Here is a 25,858-nt window from a genome sequence, read left to right as displayed (position 1 = left end):
GCTCAACCACTCGCCGCCGGTCGCATACCAAGCACCCGACTTTCCCGAATCGGCCAGTGCAAAGCGACGGCCACCAGACTGAGCACAACACCGGTCCACCATACGCCATCGTATGTACCCGTGCGTTCGTATAGCCAGCCACCCAGCCACACGCCTGTGAAGCTACCCAACTGGTGACCCAGGAACACCACGCCGTAGAGCGTGGCCATGTAGCGCGTGCCGAACATGGTCGCCACCAGCCCCGTGGTCGGCGGGACCGTAGCCAGCCAGAGAAAGCCGGTCAGGCAACTGAAGGCCAGCACGGACGTCAGCGACAGCGGCATCAGCAGCAACCCGACCGTAACTACGGCACGACTCGCGTAGATGAAGATCAGCACTTTCTTCATCGACACCCGGCCGGAGATATAGCCGGAGAACATGGCGCCGAACACATTACACAGACCGATGAGTCCGATGGACCAGGCCGCCACATCCGGGTCGAAACCATGGTCGGTCAGGTAGCCCGGGAAATGCACGGTGATGAAGGCCAGGTGAAAGCCGCAAACGAAGAAGCCGACCGTCAGCAGCCAGTAGGAGGCATGGCCGCGAGCTAGGGCGATGGTTCGGCCCAGACTGTCCTCACCGGCCAATGTAAGGGTACTGGCGGCAGCGGGTCTGGCCAGCTTCGCCAGCGGCATCGCCAGCGCAATAATGGCCAGGGCCATCAGCGCCATCGCGTTGAGCGCTCCAGTCCAGCCAAACAGATCGATAAACTGCTGCGCCAGCGGCGCTATCAGGAACTGCCCCATGGATCCCGCAGCAGTGCCGATACCCAACACCCATTGGCGGTCCTGTTCGCTTACCGCCTTAGCCATCAGCGGCAGGACGATACCGAACCCGGTGCCCGCAATACCGGCCCCCACAATCAACCCGGCACCCATATGCAGCGACCAAACTGAGCCGACGTCCGCCGTCAGCCATAATCCCAGCGCATAGAGCAAGGCACCGCCGACAATCACCGCCACATTGCCGAAACGATCCGCCAGGCCACCGGCAAGGACAGCAATCACGCCCCAGGCCAGGTTCTGGATCGCCAGCGCCAGGCCGAGCACGTCACGGCCCCAGCCGTTGGCCTCGGTAATGGGTTGTACAAACAGACCGAAGCTTGCGCGAAGACCGAAGGCCAGCATCAGGACGATTGAACCTGCAACGATGACGGTCCAGGCGGCAGGGGTAAGGCGGGCTGCTTTCACTGAACGGCTCCATTGGCAGTAAGCCAGACAATATATCCTAGACCACTTCAGAACGCCTCAAGCTCTTCCACCAGACGACGCATCAGTTCAGCCGCCGGCAGTTCCCGGGCCAGCGCAGCGCCTTGCCCCGCCCAGCACACGTCGAACGCCTGCTGCCCCGCGTTTCTGGCCGCGGCTTTAAGCGCCTTGCCGGCGACATAGGCGGCGGGATAATCCGGTAGGTCCGCTGCCTGATCGCTGTCCACGTCCTGCCACCAACGATTGACGAAACCGCGGGCGGGACGTCCAGAGATCACGGAGGTCATGCGCGTTTCCAAGTGCGGCCGGCGTTTGAACAGAGCGCGATATTCAGTATCGGCCGAGGACTCCGGGCAGAGGACAAAGGCTGTTCCCATCTGTACGCCAATAGCACCCAATTGCCTTGCGGCCCAGATGCCACGCCCGTCCATGATGCCACCTGCGGCGATCACCGGCAGCTCGCACTGCGCCGCGATCAAACGCACCAAGGGCAAGGTCCCCAAATCGGGATCATCCCGGCCAGGCTCGAACACGCCGCTATGACCGCCAGCCTCCCGTCCCTGGGCAACAATACCTGCCAGCCCCGCATCCTGAATCCGGTAGGCTTCAGCCAAGTTCGTAGCCGTCGCTACCAGCGTGATGCCGGAGGCTTTTAGTTCGTCGATCCACGCCTGATCCGGCAGTCCGAAGTGAAAGCTCACCATCGCCGGCCGGGTTTCCAGCAGCAGGTCTAGCATAGGTCGACTTTCTACAAAACTGGGATAGGGCGCTTTCAGACTTGCCGGCGCTTCGCCCCCAAATTCGTCAAAAAATGGCTGGAGATAGCTGAGCCAATCCGCCTCCCGCTCATTGTCCGCCTGAGCTGGCCGATGACAGAAAACGTTGACGTTAAACGGCTTGGCTGTCAGTTGGTGGGTATGCTCAATCGCCTTGCGTGCCGCGTCGACAGTACTGCCCCCAACACCGATCGATCCCAGGCCACCGGCATTGGATACCGCTGCAGCCAACTCCGGCGTCGATACGCCGACCATCGGCGCCTGAATGATTGGATACGGCACCCGTAAACCGCCAATCGCCATGCTGAAATCAACCACGATGCGTCTCCCTGGTCCCTGAAGTGATCCTATGGCATTTAAAAGAGAGGTTCAGGCTCTGAAAGTAGCATCGCCGTGAGGATAGGCGTGAGTATCGCGGGTTTATTTTCGCTATAGGTGCCGTGAATGGGGATTTGATTCGATTTGAGTGGCAAGGGCTTGAGTGCGAGGCCAACAAGCCCCGCACTCAATATCAGCAGAGCAGACGGTTCAGAAGTCCATCGTCCGCTGGTAGACAAAGTCGAACGAGAAACTCTTACTGCGCATTCGACGCTCAAGCAAGCCTGCGAGCTTGTCCAGCCGGGCCGGCACGGCCATCATTTTCTCCTGAGCTTCGCGACCGGCGGCATCCGTCGGTGTGAGGTCGGCAATCCCCCAGTTATCCAGGCATTCTTCCACCACCTTGCGGTAATCTCTTGGTCCATAAATGCCGGAACGGTGGACAACATCAGCCATATCGCCATAGCCGGCAATCGTGTGGCCCGGCATCGCTAGACGCGGCATCACCTTCAGGGCGGACTGCATCGCACCTGTGCTGTCGATTTCCAACAGGCCACGGAACGCATCGCGGTAGAAGCGGAAATGCCGAGACTCGTCCGCAGCGATATGCCCCAATAAGCGCTGGATGGTGGGATCGTATTTTGCGGCCAGCTTGCCGGTATTCGCGTGGGCGGCCTGGGTGGCACGCTCTTGCAGGCTCGTATAGGCGAGCAATTGATAGGGATCGCCGTGCCACTCGGGATCAAACCCCGCTTCGATATACTGGTATTGCAGATACTCGAAGGCCTTCATATCGAACAGTCGCGTATCGCGCACATAATCGTGCAACGCACAACCATGACGATCCTCTTCCGCCGTCCAAAGGAAGTTCCAGCGCGACCACGCATTCTCGCTGCCAAGATGGACAGCAATCAAACGATGGAAGTGCGGCAGTCCTTCCTCGGTCAACAGGTTGAGTGCCAGCGATACCCGCACCGGGTCCGGCAGCCCTCTGGCGCGTTCTCGCAGATCGTCAAGCTCCTTGAGTTCTTCACCGGACATCTGTTCGCTGGCCGGAACAAACTCGCTGGGCATCCAGAGCTTGCGCTCTTTCAGATGCCGGGCCATCAGTTCCTCGACCAGGGGCTCCAGTGCACCCAGTGCCTCGGTTTTCTTGCTCGGGGCCATAGCCACGTTCATACCCTATCCTCGATTTTCCGTGAAAGCTTAAGAACCTGGAGTCGGCGATGCTACGCACACTACTGCAAACTGCAGTCACCTAATGCATGTGCTGCGAAGCTAGCATCCGCGCTCAGGCCGGGGCAAACCCGTACCCTCAAATACGATTTTATGCATTCAGCATACACCCTACCGCACAATTTCACAGGTTACGCTAACATCACATTCTATAGAGTACACGTGTACGCTAAAAGCTTAACCAACTCATCAAACTAATGTCATAGTCAATTCATATAAACGTCATAGTCAGTCGATAGTCGGGCCTTTCCGAGCGCAAAGACGTATGGCTCGAAATAAAGTCCAGGCGCCCTCTAAGGCTGCCCACCAAGCCTCGGTTTTCCGGCTCTCGGTCGCCATCACCACGAGACCACAACATTCACTTACAAAAAGCCAAGAACTTCCTATATTCCCCGGCCAGTTACGTTCCTAAACTCCGATCAGGCGGTTTACATCTTTTAACGGAGTGATGGCCATTCGCTTTCTGCTTTCCCATATGTTTAGCCTGCGTCTGGTGGTTGTAGCGCTAGGCTTAGCGCTCGCGCTCTGGAGCGATTCTTTGCCTCCGGTTGAATGGCTAAACCACGCCCTCTTCCGAATGCTTTGGGACCTTCCCGCAAGCGACATCCAGGCTTCGGTCCCCCCAACCGCGGCAGACTTTCAAACCTACCTCCAAACGCACAACCTATACCAGCCTAGGTGGGCCGACCTCTTGATTGACGGCCTACTGTTATGCGGCGTACTACTGCTGACTTTAGGTATACCCGCTTTGGGCACGGGGCTGGCCGTGCTGGTCACTGGCTTGATGGGTGCCGGTTTGGTGGTGGGACAGGCGATCATGCTGCTGTACCAGAAAATCTGGCTACCGTTGGGCGATATCTATGCGCTGCTAGGGCCGGGTTTAGTCGCCATGCTGTTCTGGATGCAGCCATACCGGCAGATTCGGGATTTGCGGCAGAACGTGCTGAAAGCCCGCTACCAACTGGGGCGCCTCCTGCTCCAGCAAGGCCAGGCGGACGACGCACTGGTGGCACTGGCGGACTGCCCGCCGTCCAACCAGACCTTGGAGCTTCAATACGACATTGCCATCCAGCAGGAGCGCAAACGCCAGTACGATGCCGCCGCACGTACCTATAGTCAGATCGCAAATCAACGCAAGGGCTTTCGGGACGTAAAGAACCGGTTGCAGGCTCTGGAGAAGATCAGTACTGGCGCCACCGGAACCGGTACAGCGGCCCCCATCACGTGTGACGCCACCAGCACCTTGGTGCTACCGGACGCTTCCGTGTCCAAGCCGACCCTGGGCCGCTACGAAATCGATCGTGAAATCGGCCGCGGCGCCATGGGCGTCGTCTACCTGGGCCAAGACCCCAAAATCGCGCGCAGGGTGGCAATCAAGACATTCAGCTACGCCCAGTTCGAAGGTGCTGAACTTAAAGAGTTGAAGAGTCGCTTTTACCGCGAAGCCGAAGCCGCGGGGCGACTGAACCATCCCGCCATCGTGACGGTCTATGATGTAGGCGAGGAAGCGGACCTGGCCTTTATCGCCATGGACTATGCCGACGGCAAGCCACTCAGCGCCTACAGCCGGCGCGACCGTTTGCTGCAGTTGCCCGTGGTCCTCGACGTGCTGGCTCGGGTCGCCGACGCCCTCGATTACGCCCACCGGCAGAAGATCGTCCACCGCGACATCAAGCCGGGCAACATCATCTACGACGCCAGGAGCGGCGACGTGAAAATCACCGACTTCGGCATTGCCAAAATAGCCGACGACTCCCGCACACGCACCGGTAGCGTCATGGGCAGCCCGCTCTATATGTCGCCGGAGCAACTCAAGGGCCAGCGCATCGCCGGCACCTCAGACGTCTACAGTCTGGGCGTTACGCTTTACAAACTGGCTTCAGGGGAGACGCCATTCAACGCCGACACTCTGGCCAACCTGACATACCAAATCCTGAACAAACGCCCGCGCAGTGTCCGGGAATTCAACCCTGATCTGCCCGATGGCGTGATTCGTCTCATTAACAAAGCCATTCAGCGGGACCCGTCCAAGCGCTTTGCCAGCGCCGGGGCCATGGCCGAAGCCCTGCGCCGGGCCGCTGTGCGTAAAGGCAGCAAGGAGGCTTCCTGATGACATTTATCGCAACCGGAATGACCGACATCGGCACCCGCCGGGTCAGCAACCAGGACGCTATTGCCTGGCACGTCTCCCCCGACGGCACCCGCGCCTTAGGCATCGTCGCGGACGGTATGGGGGGCTATAAAGGCGGCGAAATTGCCAGCCAGGTGGCAGTCAACGTGATTACCCAGCTCCTGGCGCCGCTGGTCAACCAGTCGACGCCGGACGCACAACAGGTGCAAGCCGTGCGCGAAGCCATCGACCAGGCTAACGAGCAAATCCAGGCGCTGCGTGAGGAAGATGCCGCTTTGGGCAATATGGGGACCACAGTGGTGATGAGTTGGGTCCAGGGGGATAACGCATTGATCGCCCATATCGGCGACTCTCGCTGCTATTACCTCAATGGCGATGAACTGTTGTTGAAAACCCGGGACGACTCCGTCGTACAGAACATGATCGACGACGGCAGCATCACCGAGGCGGAAGCCCCCCGCATGCCTTTCCGCAATGTTCTAACCCAGGCCCTCGGCTCCACCGATCAAGCGATGCCAAGCCTGACGCGAGTCAGGCTGGAACGCGGTGACCGTTTGATTCTATGTTCAGACGGCCTCACCGACGCCGTTCCCGAAGCCGACTGGCCCCCGGTGATGAATACCGGCCAACCCCTGCGACAACAGGCTGAGGCACTGGTGAGTACCAGTCTCGACAACCAGGCAGCGGACAACGTGTCCGTCGTACTTATTCTTAAGGAGTCATGACATGGCAGCGCTTTCCCAACTGGTCGATAACCTGGTGGTCACGACCTTTGAGTTAGACGGCCCCCGCGTCCTTATCGGCCGGCATCCAGAGAACGACATACAGATCGACGAAATCTCCGTCAGTAGCCGCCATGCTTATATCGATGTCGAATCCAACGCTTACTTGGAAGGGACCATCGATCATTTCGTCACGGACAACAACAGCACCAACGGCACGTTCGTCAACGATATCCGCCTCACCGAGCGCCAGCGACTGAACAACAACGACATCGTGCGCGTAGGGTGGAACCTGTTCCGCTTCGTCGACGAGGACGAGAACGCCCTGGAAAAGACCGCGTTTATCCTGGAGGAGTGACGCCGGATACCGATACCCAGCCAGCGGCAAAGCGGCCCATCAGCGGGCCGCGTTCTCGAAGCGCTCAATGCGCTCTTCGGTCATGGGATGGGACGACATAAGGCTCCTCAGGCCTGACAGCCAGTCACCTTCATCCCCGATTTTAGCACCACGCTCTTTACGACCTTCACCCTTTCTACCTTCTCCCTTGCTCTCGGCCTCTTCGTTCGGCCCGTCATGGCTGGCTTCCAGTCGGCGCATCAAGTTGACGAAGTGAATGGGCGCGAGGTCTTCCGCCTGCATCAGTTCCAGTGCGTAAGTATCCGCCTCGCGTTCCATGTCCCGCGAATATGCCAACGTCATCAGTACCGCAGGCGCGCCCACCGTCGTATCGGCAAAAGCGGATAAGTCGCCGGTCATCACTACCGCCAGCCAGAACACCAGAGACGATTGGACCACCCCGGTCATGCCATGGTTGTGGGCGACGTGGCCGATTTCATGGGCCAGGACCGCCAGTAATTGGTCGTCATTCTCGGCCAGCGTCACCATCTCATCGGTAAAGATGATGGTGCCGTCCGGCAGGGCCATGGCGTTGGCATCGATATACTCGCTACTACGAAACTCCACCTTCAGGGACAAATCCGGGTAGAGCCCGAGCATCGGGGCGAAGTGGTTTCTTACTCGCGCCTGCACCTCCTGGGGCAGTGCCGTAGGCGAGAGCCAACGGCCATCCATGGATTCCAGAGTAGACGCACTGACTTCCGCTCTGACCGATTGTGGTATCAGATCGGCCACCACCTTCGAGGTCCAGGGAACGCCGTAGAAAAAAACGAATAACGTCACGAGGACGGTGAACACCGTCCCGATCAGGATAAGGCCGAGGTGATTCTCCAGCCGGTGTACGAAACCGGCCATCAACCCCGGATCGAATGCCTGAACGAAGGCATCGACGCTATCGTTGTCCGCGGTTTCAAAAACACCGCCGCCGGGCAGGTACAGATATCGCGGCGTATTGCCCACCCGGGGCGAAACCGTGATCTCGGACCAGCCCAAAACCCGATCTTTACCATCGCACTGCAGGCACAGTCTCTCGCCGGCCAGGACGAGACGGGCCTCTCGCCGACGAGAGGCCGCGCCTGTATAAAAATCGCCTTGCAGCTGCATCAAAATGCCGCGAGACCGACGTCGAAAGCGTCTCCCATTTCCTGACCTAGGGCGCTGGCGCGTTTATCCTCGGCGGCTACGAAGTGGTTCAGATCTCCATCCACGATCATCGCCGTACGGGAAGCGCGATACCGAGCCATGCGTACTTTGGCCCAGGGCGTGAACAGTCCCAGCGTCAGCATGACCAGGAGGCTGTTGCTCATATAGATCCAGATCATCTGGCCCGGCTGCAGCTCCGAGGAGAACGTGTGGCCATCCAGCGACAGACCGTTGAGGAACAGGTTGGACACGCCGGCCATGAAATAACCGAATACCGCGATGTAACCGGCGCCCATGATCAGCAAGCCTACGACCGGATGGAACAGTTCGCCGGCGATCCACGCCACCAGAGCGAACGCCAGACCCAGCAGGATACCTTTGCCGAAGAAGCCGTAGTACTGGCCCGGCATCATGTTCAGAGCAAAGGACGTGGTGCCGAAACGACTGCCGTGGGCAATGAAACGGTGCGTTTTGAGGACGACAAAAGGCGTTAGCAGCAAGAGCGCAAACACGTTCAGCAACGGCCAGATAAACGTCACCATCAAGGCTTCGGCGTATCGACCCTCGAAATCGAAGCGAACGTTACGGTAGGCGCTATTCACCGCACGGAAGCGTAGCGACCGAATGACGATCCACGGAATGATAAAAATGAAACCGACCGCCAGCGCCACGGCCGCTTCCGGGAAGAGTTCGGAGATCACCACATAAACCACCAGGATCGCCAAGGCCAGCAAACGCCCCTTGAGGATGGTGATGGGACTCGCCAGATACTGAAAGCTGGCATTGTCGAGGCGGGTATTACCGTAGAAGTATTGATTATTGCGCACGGTCGCCCAGGCCGAATAGATGCCGAGGGTGGCAATGGTTAGCAGAATATTGACGATCCAGATGCCGAAGTATTCCCCGCCCTTACCGGTAAACTCAACACGGGATTCACGTAGGCGTCCGGCTTCTACCGGCTGGGCTGTGGAGCGCCGGGCTTCGGGACGGCCCGCTGCGCTTGCCGGTGTGACAGGCGGCGCTTGCGACTCTGTGGAGGCCGCATCCGCACCAGTCTCGTTGTTCGTCTCCAGAGGCGCCATCGACAGTGACGGGGACGCCTTCGCCTCGCCGGCAGGCTTAGGCTCGGCGACAGACTGAGGTGCGGCTATCGGTACCACCTGAGTATCGGCGCCGGCCTTGACCAGGTGGTCACGGTAGCGATTGGCCTCATCCCACGAGAGATCGGTTTTAAGCGTGCGGATCGTGCCGTCGAATAAATCGACACGTTCGCTGGAAATCCTGAAGAGCGTTTGGAGGTTTTCCTTGACCTGTTCCGTTTCGAAACCCTCCAGCGTCTCGCCGGCGAACTGAATACGGTATAGCTCTGTTGTCATGCGTTTACCCTGCAACTATCTATTCCATGATGACGCGATAGGCATAGCACCCAACGCGCTTCCCTGCTTGCGCAGCGGCTGCATGGCTAAAAGTTAACAGAAATTCATTTTTGGTGCGTAACAATTGGCGACAGAACTGTTAAAGAATATAAAAACTCTAATTATTAAACGCTAATTCATTGAAATTAAATGAGTATAGTTTGAGTAAAACAATTTTTAGAACGTTTTGAGAGCGATAGGTATGGCCGTGCGCCCCCTTCCAACCTTCCCACCTTTCCGGACGGTCACCTTTGTGCCATTGAACTACAGCAATCCCCTCTCCAGAATCAAATGACACCTCATTCAAAAACAAACGACATATAAAGAACGTGTGATCGGCCGGCCTGATGATTCAAGGCCTATCCGCCCTCACGACAGTGCCCGGCAACACCTCGTTAGAACACTTTCGTTAAAAGGCAGTGTGGTATTCAACTGCTGCAAGTCAGTACGACACACATCGATTGGTCTGAGCCAACGATTGACACTGATCGATTGACGCTGAAAGGGAGGCGCCATGAAAACGCGCAAGTTTGGTAATACGGACATTGAAGTCACACCTGTCGGCCTTGGCACTTGGGCCATTGGCGGCTGGATGTGGGGTGGCACGGACGAGTCCGACTCGATCGACACCATCCACACCGCGATCGACAAGGGTATCAAACTCATCGACACCGCGCCCGTGTATGGCTTTGGTCGCTCCGAAGAAATCGTCGGCAAAGCGCTCGCCGGCGGTCGTCGCGATCAAGTGGTCTTAGCCACCAAGGTCGCCATGAATTGGAACGACGATGAGAGCGTATGGCGTGACGCCCGCGCCGAACGCATCCAGCGGGAAGTCGAGGATTCCCTACGTCGCCTGCAAACCGACACAATCGATATCTATCAGATTCACTGGCCGGACCCGGTAACCCCGATGGAGGAAACCGCGCGAGCTGTGGAGAAGTTGCTGAAGGATGGCAAGATCCGGGCGGTCGGCGTCAGTAATTTCACCCCCGAGGAGATGGATGAGTTCCAGAAATTCGCGCCACTGCACAGCCTCCAGCCACCCTATAATCTGTTTGAGCGCGGCATCGAGAACGACATCCTGCCCTACTGCCGCGACAAAGGCCTTGCCACCATCACCTACGGCGGCCTCTGCCGCGGGTTGCTCACCGGCAAGATGAGCAAAGAGAGTGAGTTCGAGGGCGACGACCTACGCAACAACGACCCCAAATTCCAGGGCGAGCGTTTCGAACAGTACCTGAACGCGGTAGCGGCCCTGCAGGACTACGCCGAAAGCAACTATGGCAAATCCGTCCTGTCCCTCGCCCTGCGCTGGTTGATCGATCAGGAAGGGGTGACGACGGCCCTTTGGGGCGCGCGTCGTCCGGACCAATTGGATCCGGTCAGCAATGTCGAGGGCTGGTCCCTCTCCGGCGAGGACATGAAAGCCATCGACGCGATCCTGGCCGAGCACATCAAGGACCCGGTCGGACCGGAATTCATGGCGCCGCCCAGCCGCGAAGAGTGAATTCTCTTTGTCTTAGATGAAGGAACTGTCGGCCGGTCCCCGGCTCCCGGAGGACCGGCTATACTGGCGCGAGATAAGTTGTAACGGCGAATTAAGCCGTAACGGAGAGAACCATCCGAGCCCGCGCCAAAACCTTGTTCTTGTTCACCCTGGAATTCGCCATGCCCCTGGCGTTGGTGGCAGGGCTCGCTTGGCTGATCGGTGGCTACCAAGTGCTGGTGCCAAACCCGCCGGCCAATCCGGACAATATTTGCAGCATCTTCGAAGAGCATCCCGACTGGTACGACGACGCAGCAGCGTCCCGGGAGCGTTGGGGCACCCCCATCCCCACGCAAATAGCCTTCGTGCGCCAGGAGTCCGCCTTCCAAAGCTATATCCGGCCACCGCGCACACGCCTATTCGACGTCATTCCCTGGTCGCGACCCTCCACCGCCGTCGGTTACGCGCAAGCGCTGGATCCAGCCTGGGCGGACTATATGGAGGACGCCGGCAGTCTGTTCGCAGAGCGGACGCAAATGAAGCACGCATTGGACTTCATCGGCTGGTACAACCACCGCACCCACAAGCAACTGGGTCTGTCCCTCGACAATACCCGCGACCTGTACCTCGCCTACCACGAAGGTCCGACGGGATTCGCACGCCAGACCTACAAGCAGCGCCCCTGGGTCCAGCGGGTGGCTAACCGGGTGACCAGCCACGCCCTGACCTATACGGCTCAGCTAGAACAGTGCGAGGCGGAGCTGCGCTGCCGTCGGTTCTACCAGTTCTGGCCGTTCTGCGAGTAAATAATCAGGGCCTAGCCGAGGCCGGACACCCAAACTGAAACGAAACTGAAAATAATTTTATTTTCAATAGTTTACTCAGACATTTCAGGTGCAGTTCAGTTATCTCTGGTCTACTAAAGTTGTCGCTAAAACCAATGAGGAGACCGCAATGAAAACGCTAGCACCTGTATTTCTAGCCGCCATGATCGGCGCAAGTTTTGCAAACGCCGGCTCCGGGCTAGCCGATCGTGCCAACGAAGCCCGCAGCTACCCTACCAAGACTGAAAACGTGCGGAATGGGGCTGACTGTGGAGTTCATAAAAACATGCCCTGCAACATGATGGAGAAAAATCCGGAGGGCATGGCGATGTGCCAGGAAAACATGCGGAAATCCAGCCGGTAAACGGGATGGCTCGGAAACCAAATTCGACCAGTCCGCAACATACTGATTTGTCAGACCACATCGGGGCGATTCCAATCCGGATGCTAAAGACCGCGATGTCGTCCGCGCCCCATGCTCCATTGCAAAGGAAACGGAATGCTGGTGAGTCTGATGGCGGTAACTGGCAACCTGCCAGTTACCGCCGATGAACTCTCCATACGTGTTTGTAATCAATCAAAGATAGGCGGCGCCCGGAAGGCCTGCTCTGGCGATCCACATAGCAATGATGCTCCCGACAGCCAAACGGCTGACCGGGGCGTTCCTTAGACATGGCAGCAGTGTCTCGGTGCTCATTTATCACAGCCGGAGGAATGAATCGGACCACTATCAGAATGCCAAGCGGCATCGGCACTCAGGCGCGGGTATCAACCGCACGTATTCAGGCTATCGATAATCGGACATCCTTTTTCCGTGCCGCGACAGAGATTGAGTAGCAGCTTCAGCTCGTGTCGAAGGCGCTCAAGATCCCCGAGCCGGGCTTCGATTTCTTCCAATTTTTGCTCAGTGAGCTGCTGTACCTGCGGTCGAGGCACTTCTGAGCTACTCCGTAGACTCAATAACTCGCCAATTTCGGCCAGAGAAAAGTGACAACGCTGGGCGCGCTGGATGAAACGCAATCTCGAAAGGTCGCCTTCCTGATAGACCCGGCGACCGCCGGTGTCACGGGCAATTCTTGGCATCAGCTGTATTTTTTCGTAGTAGCGTAGCGTATCGACCGACAAACCGGTGCGCCGGGCGGCCTCTCCAATACTTACTTCAGGCATAGCGGCTCTCCGAACAGTTGTCTTAGCCGTTGGTTGCCGATAGGCCCCTGGTGTATCACGGCGCCATCGAGTACCAACGCAGGAGCACGCTGTATACCTAGATCCACAGCGCGATCAATGTGGTCCAGGATATTATACTCCTGAATCTCGAAACCACGGTTTGCCAGCCAGCTACGCAGGCGCTCGGCCGTGGCGCTACAATGTCCGCAGTGGGGTGCGCTGAAGAGTTCGATCACGGTAGACATTACGTCGCGACTCCCATAATTCGACCTCGCTCCAATCGTCTTGTGTCTCTTTCCGACTATGAATGGCACGCTTTGATTTGAAAATCATGCGTTATTCATTTGCTTCGTTACCGACACTGGACACTGCATCGAAAAAGATCGACGGACGCTGCCACAGCGAGTTGATGAAGATCGCGGTCACACTAGCGGCCATCGCAACCATGGCCCAGACCGGATAAATCAGTCCGGTGCTCGCCAGTGGAATACCCACCCCGTTGAACAAGAAGGCCAGGCTCACGTTCTGTAGCATTTTGCGGTAACCCCACCGGCTAATCTCCCACGCGGTAATGACCGCGCCTACACGCCCATTGAGGATGATGATATCGGCCGCGTCAATGGCGATATCAGTGCCGCTACCCATGGCAATGCCGACATCGGCCTGCATCAATGCCGGAGCGTCGTTAATGCCGTCACCGACCATGGCGATTCGCGCCTCGCCCTGCATTGTCCGCAGCGTTTCGGCCTTGTCGGCGGGCAACACTTCGGCATAGACCTCGTCAATCCCGGCGCGCTCGGCGATATGTCGGGCAGCGCGCTCGTTGTCGCCTGTCAGCATGACCGTGCGGATACCCAACTCGCGGAGGCGGTTAATGGTTTCGACGGTATCGGTGCGCAGGGCGTCGCCCAGGGCAATCGATCCGAGCAGCTGCTCACCGCGGGCCGCGAGAATCACTGTATGGCCATCCTTTTCGGCGCTTTCGACGCTGTCTTTCAACGCGCTAAGATCAATGCCCAGCGACTTTAGATAGGCCGGACTGCCAACTCTAATATCTTCATCATCGACGCGGGCGGTTACACCAAGTCCGGACTCGGCCTGAAAACGTTCCACCTCGGGAAACTCCAGCCCCAGCTCCAACGCCTTCTCGACCACCGCTCGGCCCAATGGATGCTCGGACGCCGCCTCGACCGCGGCTGTAATAGCCAGAAGGGCATCGTCGTCGCCTTCGAGACTCTCGATGTGCCGCACCGCTGGACGGCCCTCGGTGAGTGTCCCGGTTTTGTCGAACACGAACGTATCGACGGTGCGCAGCGCCTGGAAGGCTTCGCCGGTGCGCATCAACACGCCTTTATCGGCGGCTTCCCCGGCGCCCCTGACGATGGATAGTGGCGCTGAAATACCGACCGCGCAGGGATAGCCCATCACCAGAACCGTCAACGCTGCGAACACGGCGCGCTGGAGTTGGGGATCGCCCCCCAGAAACAGCGGCCCGAGCGCCCATGCCACGAAGGCCAGGAAGGAAATTGTCAGGACAGTAGGCGTATACACCTGCAAGACGCGATCCACGATATGCAGCAGGCCGGGTTTGAGCGCCCGCGCATCTTCCACGCTGCTGATGACCTGATGCAGGAAGCTCTCTGCGCCCACGGCCGTGACACGAATCACCAGTGTACCGTTGCCATTGATCGCTCCGCCCACAATCTTGTCGTCTATCGCCTTGTCCACCGGCAAAGGCTCGCCAGTGATCAGTGCCTCGTCCACGGCCGAGGCCCCCTCAATGACGATGCCATCGACCGGGATACGCTCCCCTGGGCGAATTCTTACGCGCATACCGGATGTGACCTGATCGACGGGAACGTCCTTTTCATCGCCCTCGGCTACAACGTGTGCCACATTTGGCTGAAGATCGAGCAAACGTTTGACCGATTGCGCACTACGTGTTTTAACGATCAGCGACAACCATTCGGAGAATATATGGTAAGTGAGCACCATCACCGACACGGCAAAAAAGGCCGCGGTCGGGTAGCCCTCAGGCCGGAGGATGAGCCCGATGGCGCCGCCCGCCAGCCCGGCGAAAGCGCCGATCTCCACCAACACATGCTGATTGAGAATACCGCGACGTAACGCTTGTGACGCCATTATCAACATGTGGCGGGCTATACCGAATACCGTGCCCAGAGCGAGCGCTGCGACCAGTAACGGTTCAAGGCCGTTCAACACACCGCCGACACGCAACCCAAGCAAGATCAGTCCGCCCGCCGCCAGGCCACCGCTGCCGACCAGCGCCGCCTTTGTTCCCTTGCCTCGCAGCACCGCGTAACCAAACCCGACCAAGCTGACATACACCAGCGCTGATAACCCCAAGGTCCAAAACGTGGTGGTGTCGACGATAAGTCCGACCGCAGCCAGGCTCATAGCAAGCGCGACGACGAAGCGATTGCGTTCAACGGCAAGCGCTCTTTCCTGACGCTCGAAGGGCTCGACTTTACGTGGATCACTCAGGGTATAGCCGATCTGCTGCAATGTGCCCATCAGGTCCCTGGCATTGGAGCGACTGTTATCGTATTCCACCAATGCCTGCTCGTGAGTCAGGCTGACTGCAACGCGCTCGACGCCTGGTTTGGCGCCTAGAGCACGCTCAATGGTCCCGGTACACAGCGAGCAATGAAGGCCACCAATGTGCGCCCGTACGCGGCTGATTCCGCGGCGGTCAGTCGCCTCTTCGCTCCATGGGGTAACTTCGTCCGATGGACTTGTGTCGTCGGTCATCGTGTTGCCTCCGAGTGATTCGTTGAGGCGCATCAAGCATTAGAGCGCCAATGCAATGGACCAAAGACCCAGTACGATCAGTACCCCACCGGTCCAACGCGGCATACGTCCGGCAAAGCGGGTGATAGCATTCATCATCCGACGGCCGGTACGGGTAAACACGGCCAACACCAGCGGACTCGAAAGCGCCAGCCCGAAAATGAATAGCGACAAAGCACCGTGGGCAGCACCGGAATCCATGGCCGCCCGAGCAGCGGCGTCGCCCAGCAATACCGCAAGCAGTGGGGCCGCACAGGCGGGAATATTCAGCCCAAATGCAGCTCCCAAGCCCACGCCACCGGCCGTCGGAGAGACGTGAGGAAGCAAGCGGTTTAAGCGCCGAATGATCCAGGATGCCCCGCCCGCGAGATAAACCAGCCCCAAAAGGATATACACACTGCCCAAGACGACCCATAAGGTCTCCTGGATGCCAAGAAAGCGCGCACCGATCGTAGCCGCTACTACGCCGAGCAGTGCCATAAATCCCGACCGCACGAGGGTAAAAATCAACGTTTGCAGCCAACGCTGCCGCTTCGGAAGCCGATCCAGGAATTTGAGGAAGATGAGATGGCTACCGACGGAGCACGGCTCTATGAAGCCCAACAAACCGAGACCCATCGCCAAGGCCAGACTTTGCAGCAGCTCCATGGCTAGTTCTCCGTAGGCAGCGCCTCATAACCTGCTGTTCGTACGGATTCTGCCAACGTTTCGGCTGATACGCGGTCAGCGTCGTGGGCTACGCGCGCCTGCTTGGCGTCCAGTGACACAGAGCAACCCTTGACACCCGCCTGCTGTTCCAGCATGTGCTGAACGATTTGCACGCAGCCGTCACAGTGCATGCCCTTAATAGACAAAGTCGTGGTTTTCATGATCACTCCTGAATGTAGGCAGCGACACTACGCTCCCCAGGCCTCAAAAAATTGTCTTCAGACGGACGATACGACCTGGAGTTGACTCAAGGTCAAGAATTCATTTACTCGAGGGAATTTTGACGGCCCTGCTCACCCGGCAGTGCTACACAATTGAATTCATATCCCTTAACCCGCACAGCAGGACAACCTTTTAATATCCTTGGTGAAGGTCTGGGCACATAATTTAAGCCCCTCTACCAGGGTCAGATAGGGAAACAGCTCGTCGCCGATGGCTTGCACTGTCATGGCTGCCCGGAGCGCCATCACCGCAGTCTGAATAAATTCTCCAGCTTCCCCCGCAACCGCCTGAACGCCCAGCAGCCTCCCTGTGTCGCGTTCAGCTACCATTTTGATGAAACCACCGGTGTCGAAATTGACCAGTGCACGCGGAACGTTCTCCAAGTCGAGCACGCGGGTCTCCACACTAAAACCCTGCCTGAGCGCCTCGGCCTCTGTTAAGCCAACGGTGGCGACCTGGGGGTCGGTAAACATCACCCTCGGCATGGCCCTGAGATCCAGAGTGGCCTTGCCGCCAGTCATATTGATTGCAGCCCGGCTGCCCCCTGCGGCGGCCACATAGACAAACTCCGGCTGATCAGTGCAGTCACCGGAGGCATAGATACCCGCTACCGTGCTTTGCAGATACTCATCCACCAGAATCGCGCCACGTTCGGTTTTTACGCCGATGTCCTCCAGATTCAGAGCCTCGGTATTGGGTGTCCGGCCGGTTGCTACCAGCAGTTGGTCCGCTCGCACTGTGTCAGTATCGGTATCAATAACAAATTCATCGTTGATATAGTCCACACGCTTCGCCTGGGCCTGCTTGAGCACCTTGATGCCCTCATGCCGAAACGTTGCGTCTACCGCCTCACCAATTGCGGGATCTTCGTTTGACAACAGGCGACTACGAGCCATCACCGTGACCTGGCTACCAAGTCGGGCAAATGCCTGCGCCAACTCCAGGGCGACTAACCCAGCGCCTATTACCGTCAACCTTTCGGGTATTGTGTCCAAAAGCAATGCGCTGGTGGACGTTAGATAGGGTGTATCTGCCAGACCTCGTATCGGCGGTTCTGCCGGACGGGCCCCGGTGCCAATGAAGGCACGATCGAAGTTGATGTTCTGCTCACCCCCACCGTTCAGCTTGACCGTCAGGTTATGCGCGTCAACAAACCGAGCCTCGCCGTTCAGGACCGTGATGGCCGGATCGCCGCTGAGAATCCGCTGGTATTTAGTATCTCGTAGTTCTTCGACACGCGCCTGCTGCTGCTCAAGCAACTCCACTCGATCCACTATCGGCATATTAGCGCTCAGCCCCTCGTCAAAGGGACTCACCTTGCGCATATAGGCCACCTTGGCTGCACGAATCAGAATTTTGGAAGGCACGCAGCCAACATTCACGCAAGTGCCGCCAAGGGTTCCGCGTTCAATCAGGGTAACTCGCGCGCCACGCTCGACCGCTTTTAGGGCAGCCGCCATAGCCGCGCCACCGCTACCGATCACGGCGACATGGAGCTTTGCACTATCGCTCATTTCGAGACTCCTTGGTTTTGGGAAAACTCTCTTTATCACAAGCGCTGTATGGTTTATTACGCCATATCGCGTAGAGAGTCAGGCCGATAAAAACAGCCAAGGCAGGCAGCAGCACGTAATCGAGGTAACCGGTAAATGCCGCCAACCCGATAGCACCCAGTAGAATCACCAAAATCGGCGTAAAGCAACACAATGCAACCAGAGCGATGCCTATCACACCCACCCGCAGAAGTTTATTAGGATTTTTCATGGCGACTCTCGATTCGAATCGGAAAATTTCGGAGTTGAGGCAAGCCAGCATTTGCGAGGGCCTCAGCTAAAGCGCCACAGATTTCAGGATATCCTCGATGGTGATCTCCGCTTCGCAGTCTTAATTTAGATGTGGACATGGTCGTCAAGCTTTAATGAATAGGTTGATTGGGATAAGGTTACTTCCGTAGTTAGGTACGGAGTCAAGGTGATGCCAAACATGACCAACACGCTAACCATCGGTCGCTTGGCCAAGGCAGCTGACGTGAATGTCGAGACGATTCGCTTTTATCAGCGAAGAGGGTTGATACCGGAGCCGGAACGTCCTCCGGGGGGCGTTCGTCGCTATGGTGTTAACGACGTCGAACGGCTAACGTTCATTAAAACAGCGCAGCAGTTAGGCTTTAGTCTCAATGAGATCGGCGATCTACTCTGCCTGGAGGATGGCGCACATTGTCAGGAAGCCAGTATTATCGCCGAACATAAATTGCAGAGTGTCCGTGAGAAGATCGACAGACTGGGTCGAATTGAGAAGGTGCTAAGCGAAATGGTCGCCCGCTGCCAAGTTCACCAAGGGGATATTACCTGTCCGATGATCGCGTCGTTATATGAAGGTTTCAGGGAATCGGGTCCATACACAGGCTAGACTCTCGAACAAACGAGATGTTGGTTCGCTACGAAAGATCTCACGCAATCCGGATACCTTCTGCTTCCAGCTTTCCTCCCAGCACCTGCCGCCTGACAAACCAGAGTTGCAACAGAGGGAGCACGATCCACTGAGCGACTGGCGAAAAGCCAACCCCAAGTATGGGCAGGACCGGCATGGCGCCACCGTACTCCCATCTTCGGAGGGGGCCGGTTGCCAAAACCTCGAAGACAATCGTTATCAGCATGCCGACGCCCAAAAATGTCCAGAGCCCGGGTTTTCCATATCGCAAAAACCAGAAACGCGACTTCACCACGACACAGGCTGACCAAAACGCCGCTAAAGAGATAACCACATCCCCGAAAGTCGCCCGGGTACAATGAAGGATCACCTTGTAGTAGTGGGTTTCACCAAAGCCTGCGAACAAGGGCATCTGGATGAGCTCCCAAATGAAGTGCAGCAGAAATGCGAAGATCGCAATGTGAAGCTCTGGAACGTTTAAGACTGCTTTTTTGCTGGGGGCCATAATGTATTTTCTTGTGCTTTTCGGTTCAGTGCTTATAAAACACTGGCCTACGTATCTACTGACTTTGCTTTACTTGATAGACCCTTTGCGCTTCGGTCCAAAGCGTTTTCAGGTACTCGGTGATGTGCCGGATCTCCGTATCGGAGAGCGTGTCTCCGAACGCCGGCATGGTTAAACGATCCGTTTTATTGAACGGATCGCGCCAGCCATCGGCAATCATCTTGAATAGCATGCTGTCGCTATGCCGCCAGGTGTGACCGGTTTCGTCGTGCGGCGGCGGGGGCAACTCCCCCACCGCGTTACGCGCTTTCCACTCGTCAGCGCCTTCTGCCTCCCGGCCATGGCAAGCGGCACAATGCTGCTGGTAGAGCTGTCTGCCCTGCCTAGTCGAGTCGCTCTCGGGTTTGCCCCCTCCCCAAACGGCCCACGATGCAAACAGCAGACCGACAGCTAGCAGCTTTCTAGTCACGGCGAATCCCCTGCCACTCGCCGGAAGCCTCTCGATAGAGCAAATTTCCGTCCGTGGTGCCGGCAAACAGTCGTCCAGTCTCGCTGTCGTAGGCGACGGCAGAGACATCCTTCGGGACCGCCATTGCCGACCAGGACTCACCGCCATCTGCGCTGTGATTTAATCGCCCATCAATGACGGCATAGACATTCATCGGACTGTCGAAATTGTAGGCGAGGGATGACACCTCACCTCGCAGTTCCCCCGCATCGCTCCATAAACAGAAGCAGTCCATGGATCGCGCCACACCGCGGGGTGTCCCCGCGAACAGCCAACCGCTCTCCATGCTGCCTGGCATGTTGGAGTGCAGAAAGGTTCGAATCGCTTCCTGAGGACCGCCATCCACTTGAACCCACTCCGAACCGCCGTCCCGGCTGCGTAAAATGCCGACTTCCGGGACGTAGACATAAAGCGTCTCTGCCTGGGTCGAATGCGCTGCAATAGCCGTCACGTTCAGCGTGGGAAGCGTTTCACTCAGATCTGCCCACTGCTGGTTTTCAGTGCTGTACCTCCAGACACCACTGCCAGGGCCTGCAACGTAAAGCCGGCCATCAGCGCCCTGGGTCAAGGCGTTTATAGCACCCCCTTCCGATAACCCGGCAGGCACAAACTTTGCCAGACGCCCAGTTTTAACATCGGCTTCGATCAATTCGCCATTTGCGATAGCCCAAAGGGCCTTCTCGCCGCCGGTGGAAGATGCCGCGGAGAGCGCGGTGACAGGCGCGCCAAGGGCCAGGGGCTCACTCAGAGCTAACGCCGGTAGAAACATCGTGAATAGCGCGAACAGGCCACCGGCCCTGATAAATTCGATCATGGCCTGACCTCAATAGTCCGTGTATTCACGATAAACCGAGGATAGCCCATTCGCGCCAAAGGCAATAACGGCATAATCCTGTTTTGTTCCCGTTTCCATGCCGGGCGACCCCTGGACCATGCCTGGCACAGACAGTCCTTCGACGTTGAATACGGGATTATCCTGAAAAGCCAGGATGTCCTCGGCCGGCACATGGCCCTCAATAACCAGATTATCCATTACCGCGGTATGGCAGGACTGCATCTCCCTTGGCACGCCATGCTCACGCTTTACGTCATTCATAGTGTTGGTGACGACCAGGTCCACGTGAAAACCGCTTTCCTTAAGATGTTCTGCCCAGTCCTTGCAGCAACTGCAGTTTTCGTTGCGGTATACGGTAATCGTTGGCTTGTCGGTGGTGGATGAAGCTACGTTCTGTTCAGTAGCTACCCCGGGCGGTTCAGTTGCAAATGTTGCTCCAATGATTGCGATGGCGGTGGCGCCTACGGCGACGGCCACTAAGCCTGCCTTCTTATTCATGAAGTGCCTCGATAAACGTCAAAAAAGGACAGAAGGAAGGCTCCCGGCCTTAGCCGGGAGCCTTCGGTTACAACGTTTCCAGCAAAGTTACTGGCTGTCTTGGTGCTTCTGTGTGGCGCTCTGCATCATTTTCATGCAGGCATCCGTCATCTCCTTGCGCTCCTCGGGGGACATTTCGGACATCATCTTCATCATTCCGCCCATCATTCCACCGGACATCATGGATTCGCCCTCGCCTTCATGGGCCTGCACAGCAAATGCGCCAGCACCGGTGGCAAGAACAACGGAAAAAAGAATGCACTTTAACGTGGACATACGCATGGTATTCACTCCTGAATGGCCCTGTTTACAAGACGGGCCTATGGATTCGAAAATCTAATTATCGAAAGACGCTACGCGACAACGCGAAAGCGAAAATTCAGGCGTGAAGCTCAGGAGGGGGCGTTATCACTGCAAGGTCGGGGTTTTGATACTCGACATCAAGCAGCTGAGATACTGACCGGGCGGCCAGCTCTGGTATCAATAGTTTATGAGAGAAGCCGAGCGCAAACAGCACAACGCATGGGCTCATGTTTCCGGGGTTGAGACAAACGGTCCCGGCAACACTACCGCAGGCACCGTTGTTCGCGGCACCCTTGTTTGCGGTTGCCTCTTCGACAGACGCCCCTTCAACAATAGAAGAGGTATCCGCTGTCGTCATCGATGCCCCGCAGTCACTCATGTCCGCGCCAATGGGCAGGCCGGCAACCAGTGACATAGCCGACACCGACCCGCTGACCAGCAACAGTAGCGACATCAGGACGGCAATGTAGATGCGTAAAGAGGCAGACATCGTAAACTCAGACGTTATGCGTGAAGACGACAGCTCAGACACCACTGACGAAAGAAGGTTCCCATTTTCTATTTAATCCAGAGTGACTAACTTAACATCGATCGTCGGGGGCGTCAGGCAAACTCCTAAACGGTCATCTCCATATCGAGCAGACCGGTCAAGACACTTTTCAAAACTAGAGGCGTCGCTCATCACGGTGATTTGACCGGTCGCGTCAAACCCGTCGGGCTACCCACCAACCAAAAACCATCGACAGCAACAACGCCGCTAATGGCCAGGTGACGCCACTGACCGAAGCAAAAGCCGGCCCGGGACAATACCCGGACAGCCCCCAGCCTATCCCAAACACAGCGGCTCCGACGAGTAAACGGGTATCAATATCGCGACGCGTGGGAAGCTTGAATGTTTCGGCAAACAAAGGACGCTGGCGACGAAATACCCAGCGGTAGCCAATAAACGCGGTTACCACGGCACCGCCCATGACAAATATAAGCGTCGGATCCCAGTTGCCGAATACATCAAGAAAGCCCTGAACACGCTGGGGGTCGGTCATGCCACCGATAGCGAGCCCCAAACCGAACAGCAAACCGGACAAGTAACCAAAAACTAGCTTCATCATCAGGGTCCTGTTACGAATCCGGTAAAATAGACCGTTGCAATACCGGTGAGCAGAAAAACCAGCGTCGCCCAAATAGATCGCGGAGAAAGCCTTGCGATACCACACACGCCATGCCCGCTGGTGCAACCGTTACCGATACCAGAGCCTAAACCCACCAGAAAGCCCGCGACAGCCATCAGCAGCACACCACCGATGGGTTCGCCGACCACGGCTTCCGGATTGCCCGCAACATTGCCAAGCGAGCCATTCATCATAACCATCAGCAGCGGACCGCTGAGCAGGCCTAGCAAGAAGGCCAGTCGCCACGCAGACTCTGTGGTAAACCGGTCAAAGATGAGACCGGATACCATGCCGCTGATACCCGCAATACGCCCCAATGTGGCCATCAACGTAACCGCGGATAAGCCGATTAACAGGCCTCCCACCGCACCTTGAATATATGAACCCCATTCCATCGCTTACCTCTATCTTTATTCGTCCATCCAGATACAAGCCTTGCTTCTCACTCGTTTCCCAATTGCCCACGCAAGCCGGTATTCCAACAAACGATTAGCCGACAGAGTAGCCCGCTTTCTTCCAGGCTCCCATGGATCCCATGAACACATCGACGTTCTTAACCCCTTTGGAGAGTAAGACGGATGCGGCAACAGTCGCTCGGGCACCACTGGCGCACATTACCGTGTAGTGTTTGTCAGAAGATAGGGCATCCATTTCAACCGGTATGTGACCGACGTAGATGTGCTTTGAACCGTCGATCACGCCGCCTTCCACCTCTGACTGGCTGCGCACGTCCAGCAACTGCCAGTTGTCCGGCTTTTCGTTGACTCGACGTGCCACGTCCTCCACCCCTATGGCCGGGATCGATTCGAAAGACAATCCGTTGGCCGCCCACCCGGGCATCGGGAGGGCAAAATACCCCTGAACGTTATCGAAACCAATGCGGGCAAGGTGTCGGGCCGCTGCTTCAGCTTGCGTGGCGTTTTCGGCGATCAACGTGAGTTCATCTTCAGGTTTGAGCAGCCAACCGGCAAACGAGGCAAGCATTCCCACCGGCAGTGCAAGACTGCCTGGCACATGCGCACCGAGATAGGCCGTGACATCGCGGATATCGACCAGCGCCGAGTGTTTGGCGAGTTCCTGGAACTCAGCCAGATCCAGCGGCATTGGCACCAAGGTGCGGGCAGCGGGTTTACCGCCTTCAAGATTGAGCCGCTCCATCAGTCGGAAGTAAGGCGGTTGATAGTGATGTTCATCAAGCTTGGCGGCGATAAACGACTTGCGATCGGTAATCTGGAGCATCTTGTTATGCGCCCGTTCATAGCCGATCGATGAGAAATCGCGGTTTGCCATGTTGTCACCGCACACCGAGCCAGCCCCGTGAGCAGGCAGGACATAGACGTGATCATCCAGCGTCAATAACTTCTGTAAGCTGTCAAAAAGCAACCCGGCGACTTCTTCCGCCCGCTCAGGATAAAAGTCCGTGCGGCCCACATCTCCGACAAACAGCGCGTCGCCCGTACATACCGCAACCGCTTCCTCACCATAAGACTGATCAGACAGTACATAGGACACGCTATCATCAGTGTGGCCCGGTGTCTCGAGGACATCGATGCGCACCTCGCCAGTGGAAAAGCTATCCCCTTCGGCCACGGTATCGGCATACTTCACCTTTCCGGCCGCATGGGGCCCATGATACACCTTAGCGCCAGTAAGCGACGCGAGGACCGGCGAGCCAGAGATGAGATCCTCATTGCGGTGAGTCTCGAAGATATGAGTAATCCGGCAACCAAGCTGGGCGGCTTTTTCAAGGTATACCTCACAGTCGCGACGGGGGTCGATAACGACTGCCTTTCCACCACCACCAATGAGATAGGAAAGTTGTGAAAGTCCTTCTGACTTGATTCTCTCAATGAACATGGCGGGCTTCCTTCTTTCTGTGTTCCATTCAGGTCGACGACTCCCCTTCAGGCTACAAGTTGACAGGCCATTCTTGGCTTACGAAGCTGCAATCTATTGACGACAGCATGTCGGAAAAGCCGTGCAGGCAGTGGCAGAAGGTGGCCTGAAACCTCATCAGATAAGCGCCCAAAAGATGGAGGACCTAAAATGCTTGACCACTCCAGTCTCGGCTCGATAAAAAAGACGGCGCTCAGTGAGAATGCCCGTCGGCATAATGATCATCTTTTTCCGATTGCGAGTCTTTGTCGACGGATTCCGTTTGGCGGGCGCTATCCCCATGGTCGTCCTCTTCGGTTTCCATGTCATCGTGCCCTCGCTGGCCGGCGCTATTTCCGCCGTGATGCCCTGGGCTCTCCTCACCATGATTTGATTTAGCCGCGGCCCCAGAAGCGTTTAAACCGGCGTTAGCGCCCGTCATACCACTCATATCGCTGTGGACATGGTCGTGGCCATCGTCAGCCGGCTCGCTTCCTGAGGTATCCGGCTGGACCAAATCAGCGTACTGCTGTTCCGAGAGTTCAGGCAGGCGCTGCAAAAAGGCGGTGATTTCCCACAAGTCGTCATCCTCATGGGTGCCTCCCCAGGCGGGCATACCGGTCATCTTGATGCCGTTTTTGATAATCCAGAATTTTTCCGCAGCACTCCAGTGACCGGCACGCGTCAATAACGGCGGCTGAGGATTGAGCCCCTGGCGAATGAGCGAATCGCTCTGCCCCGGCTTAAGATGGCAGGCCGCGCAAAGCTGATCGTAGCCCCGTGCGCCTTGCCTTATACGCTCCTCGGTCATCAAGTCGTCAGGCTCTTCGATGCTCTGGGCACGCGATTGAACGGAATTGTGCATCGTGGTGTGCATGGCCCAGGTTTCCAGGGAAGAATGATCTTCCCGTGCCGAAACATTGTAGAGGCCGCTAAAAACGAAAAGCACACCTCCGAGAGCGAGGACGACGAGCGTCGTTAAAACGCCATACAGGAATCGCATTGTTATCTCCGGATTTTCAGTATTATTAGAAGTCCATTGAGCGCAGCTCGCTTGCACGGCTTCGCTCACGGCCTATCAACGGCGGCT

The 25,858-nt window shown here is 57.2% G+C and carries 29 protein-coding genes; 7 read left to right on the top strand and 22 right to left on the bottom strand.

From position 1 onward, the window contains the following. Positions 1–2: 2 nt before the first annotated feature. The 3 genes from FXO11_RS06425 to FXO11_RS06415 form a co-directional block, all read right to left on the bottom strand. A complete protein-coding gene (locus FXO11_RS06425; protein WP_148862219.1) occupies positions 3–1,232 on the bottom strand; it encodes an MFS transporter in 1,230 nt (409 codons plus the stop codon). A 47-nt stretch (positions 1,233–1,279) separates the two neighbouring features. Then, the gene (locus tag FXO11_RS06420; RefSeq protein ID WP_148864816.1) at positions 1,280–2,329 is read right to left on the bottom strand and encodes an NAD(P)H-dependent flavin oxidoreductase; all 1,050 of its coding nucleotides are present in this window, start codon (positions 2,327–2,329) and stop codon (positions 1,280–1,282) included. A gap of 225 nt (positions 2,330–2,554) precedes the next feature. After that, a complete protein-coding gene (locus FXO11_RS06415; RefSeq protein WP_227546064.1) occupies positions 2,555–3,523 on the bottom strand; it encodes an acyl-ACP desaturase in 969 nt (322 codons plus the stop codon). A gap of 748 nt (positions 3,524–4,271) precedes the next feature. Here FXO11_RS06415 and FXO11_RS06410 point away from each other — a divergent pair. The 3 genes from FXO11_RS06410 to FXO11_RS06400 are packed head-to-tail and all read left to right on the top strand — an operon-like array spanning position 4,272 to position 6,791. Beyond that, a complete protein-coding gene (locus FXO11_RS06410; RefSeq protein WP_227546063.1) occupies positions 4,272–5,690 on the top strand; it encodes a serine/threonine-protein kinase in 1,419 nt (472 codons plus the stop codon). Further along, positions 5,690–6,436 carry a PP2C family protein-serine/threonine phosphatase gene (locus tag FXO11_RS06405; RefSeq protein WP_148862217.1) on the top strand — a complete coding sequence of 249 codons (747 nt, stop codon included), beginning with the start codon at positions 5,690–5,692 and terminating at the stop codon, positions 6,434–6,436. Before FXO11_RS06410 ends, FXO11_RS06405 begins: the two co-directional genes overlap by 1 nt. A 1-nt stretch (position 6,437) precedes the next feature. Next, the gene (locus tag FXO11_RS06400; RefSeq protein ID WP_148862216.1) at positions 6,438–6,791 is read left to right on the top strand and encodes an FHA domain-containing protein; all 354 of its coding nucleotides are present in this window, start codon (positions 6,438–6,440) and stop codon (positions 6,789–6,791) included. A gap of 39 nt (positions 6,792–6,830) precedes the next feature. Here FXO11_RS06400 and FXO11_RS06395 read toward each other — a convergent pair whose 3' ends face one another. Together FXO11_RS06395 and FXO11_RS06390 are read right to left on the bottom strand one after the other, a co-directional pair. After that, on the bottom strand, positions 6,831–7,934 hold the full coding sequence (locus tag FXO11_RS06395; RefSeq protein WP_148862215.1) for a M48 family metallopeptidase: 1,104 nt from the start codon (positions 7,932–7,934) through the stop codon (positions 6,831–6,833). Further along, entirely contained in the window at positions 7,934–9,349 is a 1,416-nt protein-coding gene (locus FXO11_RS06390) for a YjgN family protein (protein ID WP_148862214.1), read from the bottom strand. Before FXO11_RS06390 ends, FXO11_RS06395 begins: the two co-directional genes overlap by 1 nt. Before the next feature lie 553 nt (positions 9,350–9,902). Here FXO11_RS06390 and FXO11_RS06385 point away from each other — a divergent pair. The 3 genes from FXO11_RS06385 to FXO11_RS06375 all read left to right on the top strand — a co-directional run bounded on the left by FXO11_RS06385 (position 9,903) and on the right by FXO11_RS06375 (position 12,062). Continuing rightward, positions 9,903–10,895 (top strand): aldo/keto reductase, encoded by a 993-nt coding sequence (locus FXO11_RS06385; protein ID WP_148862213.1) that lies wholly within the window; start codon positions 9,903–9,905, stop codon positions 10,893–10,895. Positions 10,896–11,056: 161 nt separating this feature from the next. After that, positions 11,057–11,680, top strand: coding sequence for a transglycosylase SLT domain-containing protein (locus FXO11_RS06380; RefSeq protein WP_148862212.1), 624 nt, complete (start codon positions 11,057–11,059; stop codon positions 11,678–11,680). A 148-nt stretch (positions 11,681–11,828) separates the two neighbouring features. Then, a complete protein-coding gene (locus tag FXO11_RS06375) occupies positions 11,829–12,062 on the top strand; it encodes a hypothetical protein (RefSeq protein ID WP_148862211.1) in 234 nt (77 codons plus the stop codon). Positions 12,063–12,466: 404 nt separating this feature from the next. Here FXO11_RS06375 and FXO11_RS06370 read toward each other — a convergent pair whose 3' ends face one another. From FXO11_RS06370 to merF, 7 genes are all read right to left on the bottom strand, one after another. Continuing rightward, positions 12,467–12,865, bottom strand: a complete 399-nt coding sequence (locus tag FXO11_RS06370; RefSeq protein ID WP_148862210.1) for a heavy metal-responsive transcriptional regulator — start codon at positions 12,863–12,865, stop codon at positions 12,467–12,469. Further along, the gene (locus FXO11_RS06365; RefSeq protein ID WP_148862209.1) at positions 12,853–13,110 is read right to left on the bottom strand and encodes a glutaredoxin family protein; all 258 of its coding nucleotides are present in this window, start codon (positions 13,108–13,110) and stop codon (positions 12,853–12,855) included. The genes FXO11_RS06370 and FXO11_RS06365 overlap by 13 nt, the downstream gene beginning before the upstream one ends. 91 nt (positions 13,111–13,201) lie before the next feature. Then, a complete protein-coding gene (locus FXO11_RS06360; protein ID WP_148862208.1) occupies positions 13,202–15,637 on the bottom strand; it encodes a heavy metal translocating P-type ATPase in 2,436 nt (811 codons plus the stop codon). Between the two features lie 39 nt (positions 15,638–15,676). Beyond that, positions 15,677–16,324 carry an urease accessory protein UreH domain-containing protein gene (locus tag FXO11_RS06355; protein ID WP_148862207.1) on the bottom strand — a complete coding sequence of 216 codons (648 nt, stop codon included), beginning with the start codon at positions 16,322–16,324 and terminating at the stop codon, positions 15,677–15,679. Positions 16,325–16,326: 2 nt separating this feature from the next. Beyond that, positions 16,327–16,545, bottom strand: coding sequence for a heavy-metal-associated domain-containing protein (locus tag FXO11_RS06350; protein WP_148862206.1), 219 nt, complete (start codon positions 16,543–16,545; stop codon positions 16,327–16,329). A 168-nt stretch (positions 16,546–16,713) separates the two neighbouring features. Next, positions 16,714–18,120, bottom strand: a complete 1,407-nt coding sequence (merA, locus tag FXO11_RS06345) for a mercury(II) reductase (RefSeq protein WP_148862205.1) — start codon at positions 18,118–18,120, stop codon at positions 16,714–16,716. Next, positions 18,110–18,370 (bottom strand): mercury resistance system transport protein MerF, encoded by a 261-nt coding sequence (gene merF / locus FXO11_RS06340; protein WP_148862204.1) that lies wholly within the window; start codon positions 18,368–18,370, stop codon positions 18,110–18,112. The genes merA and merF overlap by 11 nt, the downstream gene beginning before the upstream one ends. A gap of 210 nt (positions 18,371–18,580) precedes the next feature. Between merF and merR the strand changes: the two genes are divergently transcribed. Continuing rightward, positions 18,581–19,015, top strand: a complete 435-nt coding sequence (gene merR / locus FXO11_RS06335; protein WP_148862203.1) for an Hg(II)-responsive transcriptional regulator — start codon at positions 18,581–18,583, stop codon at positions 19,013–19,015. A gap of 40 nt (positions 19,016–19,055) precedes the next feature. On the opposite strand, the gene FXO11_RS06330 is transcribed toward merR, so the two are convergent. From FXO11_RS06330 to FXO11_RS06285, 10 genes are all read right to left on the bottom strand, one after another. Beyond that, complete coding sequence (locus tag FXO11_RS06330) at positions 19,056–19,541, bottom strand: hypothetical protein (RefSeq protein ID WP_148862202.1); 486 nt, start codon at positions 19,539–19,541, stop codon at positions 19,056–19,058. Positions 19,542–19,596: 55 nt separating this feature from the next. Beyond that, positions 19,597–20,010 carry a c-type cytochrome gene (locus tag FXO11_RS06325; protein ID WP_227546061.1) on the bottom strand — a complete coding sequence of 138 codons (414 nt, stop codon included), beginning with the start codon at positions 20,008–20,010 and terminating at the stop codon, positions 19,597–19,599. Beyond that, the gene (locus FXO11_RS06320; RefSeq protein WP_148862200.1) at positions 20,003–20,863 is read right to left on the bottom strand and encodes a WD40/YVTN/BNR-like repeat-containing protein; all 861 of its coding nucleotides are present in this window, start codon (positions 20,861–20,863) and stop codon (positions 20,003–20,005) included. The genes FXO11_RS06325 and FXO11_RS06320 overlap by 8 nt, the downstream gene beginning before the upstream one ends. A gap of 9 nt (positions 20,864–20,872) precedes the next feature. Next, positions 20,873–21,382, bottom strand: a complete 510-nt coding sequence (locus FXO11_RS06315; RefSeq protein ID WP_148862199.1) for a DUF411 domain-containing protein — start codon at positions 21,380–21,382, stop codon at positions 20,873–20,875. Between the two features lie 87 nt (positions 21,383–21,469). Then, positions 21,470–21,703, bottom strand: coding sequence for a hypothetical protein (locus FXO11_RS06310; RefSeq protein WP_148862198.1), 234 nt, complete (start codon positions 21,701–21,703; stop codon positions 21,470–21,472). 97 nt (positions 21,704–21,800) lie between these two features. Beyond that, entirely contained in the window at positions 21,801–22,214 is a 414-nt protein-coding gene (locus FXO11_RS06305; protein ID WP_148862197.1) for a hypothetical protein, read from the bottom strand. Between the two features lie 214 nt (positions 22,215–22,428). Continuing rightward, a complete protein-coding gene (locus FXO11_RS06300; RefSeq protein WP_227546060.1) occupies positions 22,429–22,833 on the bottom strand; it encodes a DUF6691 family protein in 405 nt (134 codons plus the stop codon). Continuing rightward, on the bottom strand, positions 22,833–23,288 hold the full coding sequence (locus FXO11_RS06295) for a YeeE/YedE family protein (protein ID WP_148862196.1): 456 nt from the start codon (positions 23,286–23,288) through the stop codon (positions 22,833–22,835). The genes FXO11_RS06300 and FXO11_RS06295 overlap by 1 nt, the downstream gene beginning before the upstream one ends. Before the next feature lie 94 nt (positions 23,289–23,382). Further along, on the bottom strand, positions 23,383–24,750 hold the full coding sequence (locus tag FXO11_RS06290; protein ID WP_148862195.1) for an MBL fold metallo-hydrolase: 1,368 nt from the start codon (positions 24,748–24,750) through the stop codon (positions 23,383–23,385). 232 nt (positions 24,751–24,982) lie between these two features. Beyond that, positions 24,983–25,840 carry a c-type cytochrome gene (locus FXO11_RS06285; protein WP_227546059.1) on the bottom strand — a complete coding sequence of 286 codons (858 nt, stop codon included), beginning with the start codon at positions 25,838–25,840 and terminating at the stop codon, positions 24,983–24,985. Positions 25,841–25,858 lie beyond the last annotated feature (18 nt).

It is taken from the genome of Marinobacter fonticola (assembly GCF_008122265.1).
In the GTDB taxonomy this organism is placed as follows: Bacteria; Pseudomonadota; Gammaproteobacteria; order Pseudomonadales; family Oleiphilaceae; genus Marinobacter_A; species Marinobacter_A fonticola.
This window is presented reverse-complemented; position numbering and strand designations above follow the sequence as displayed.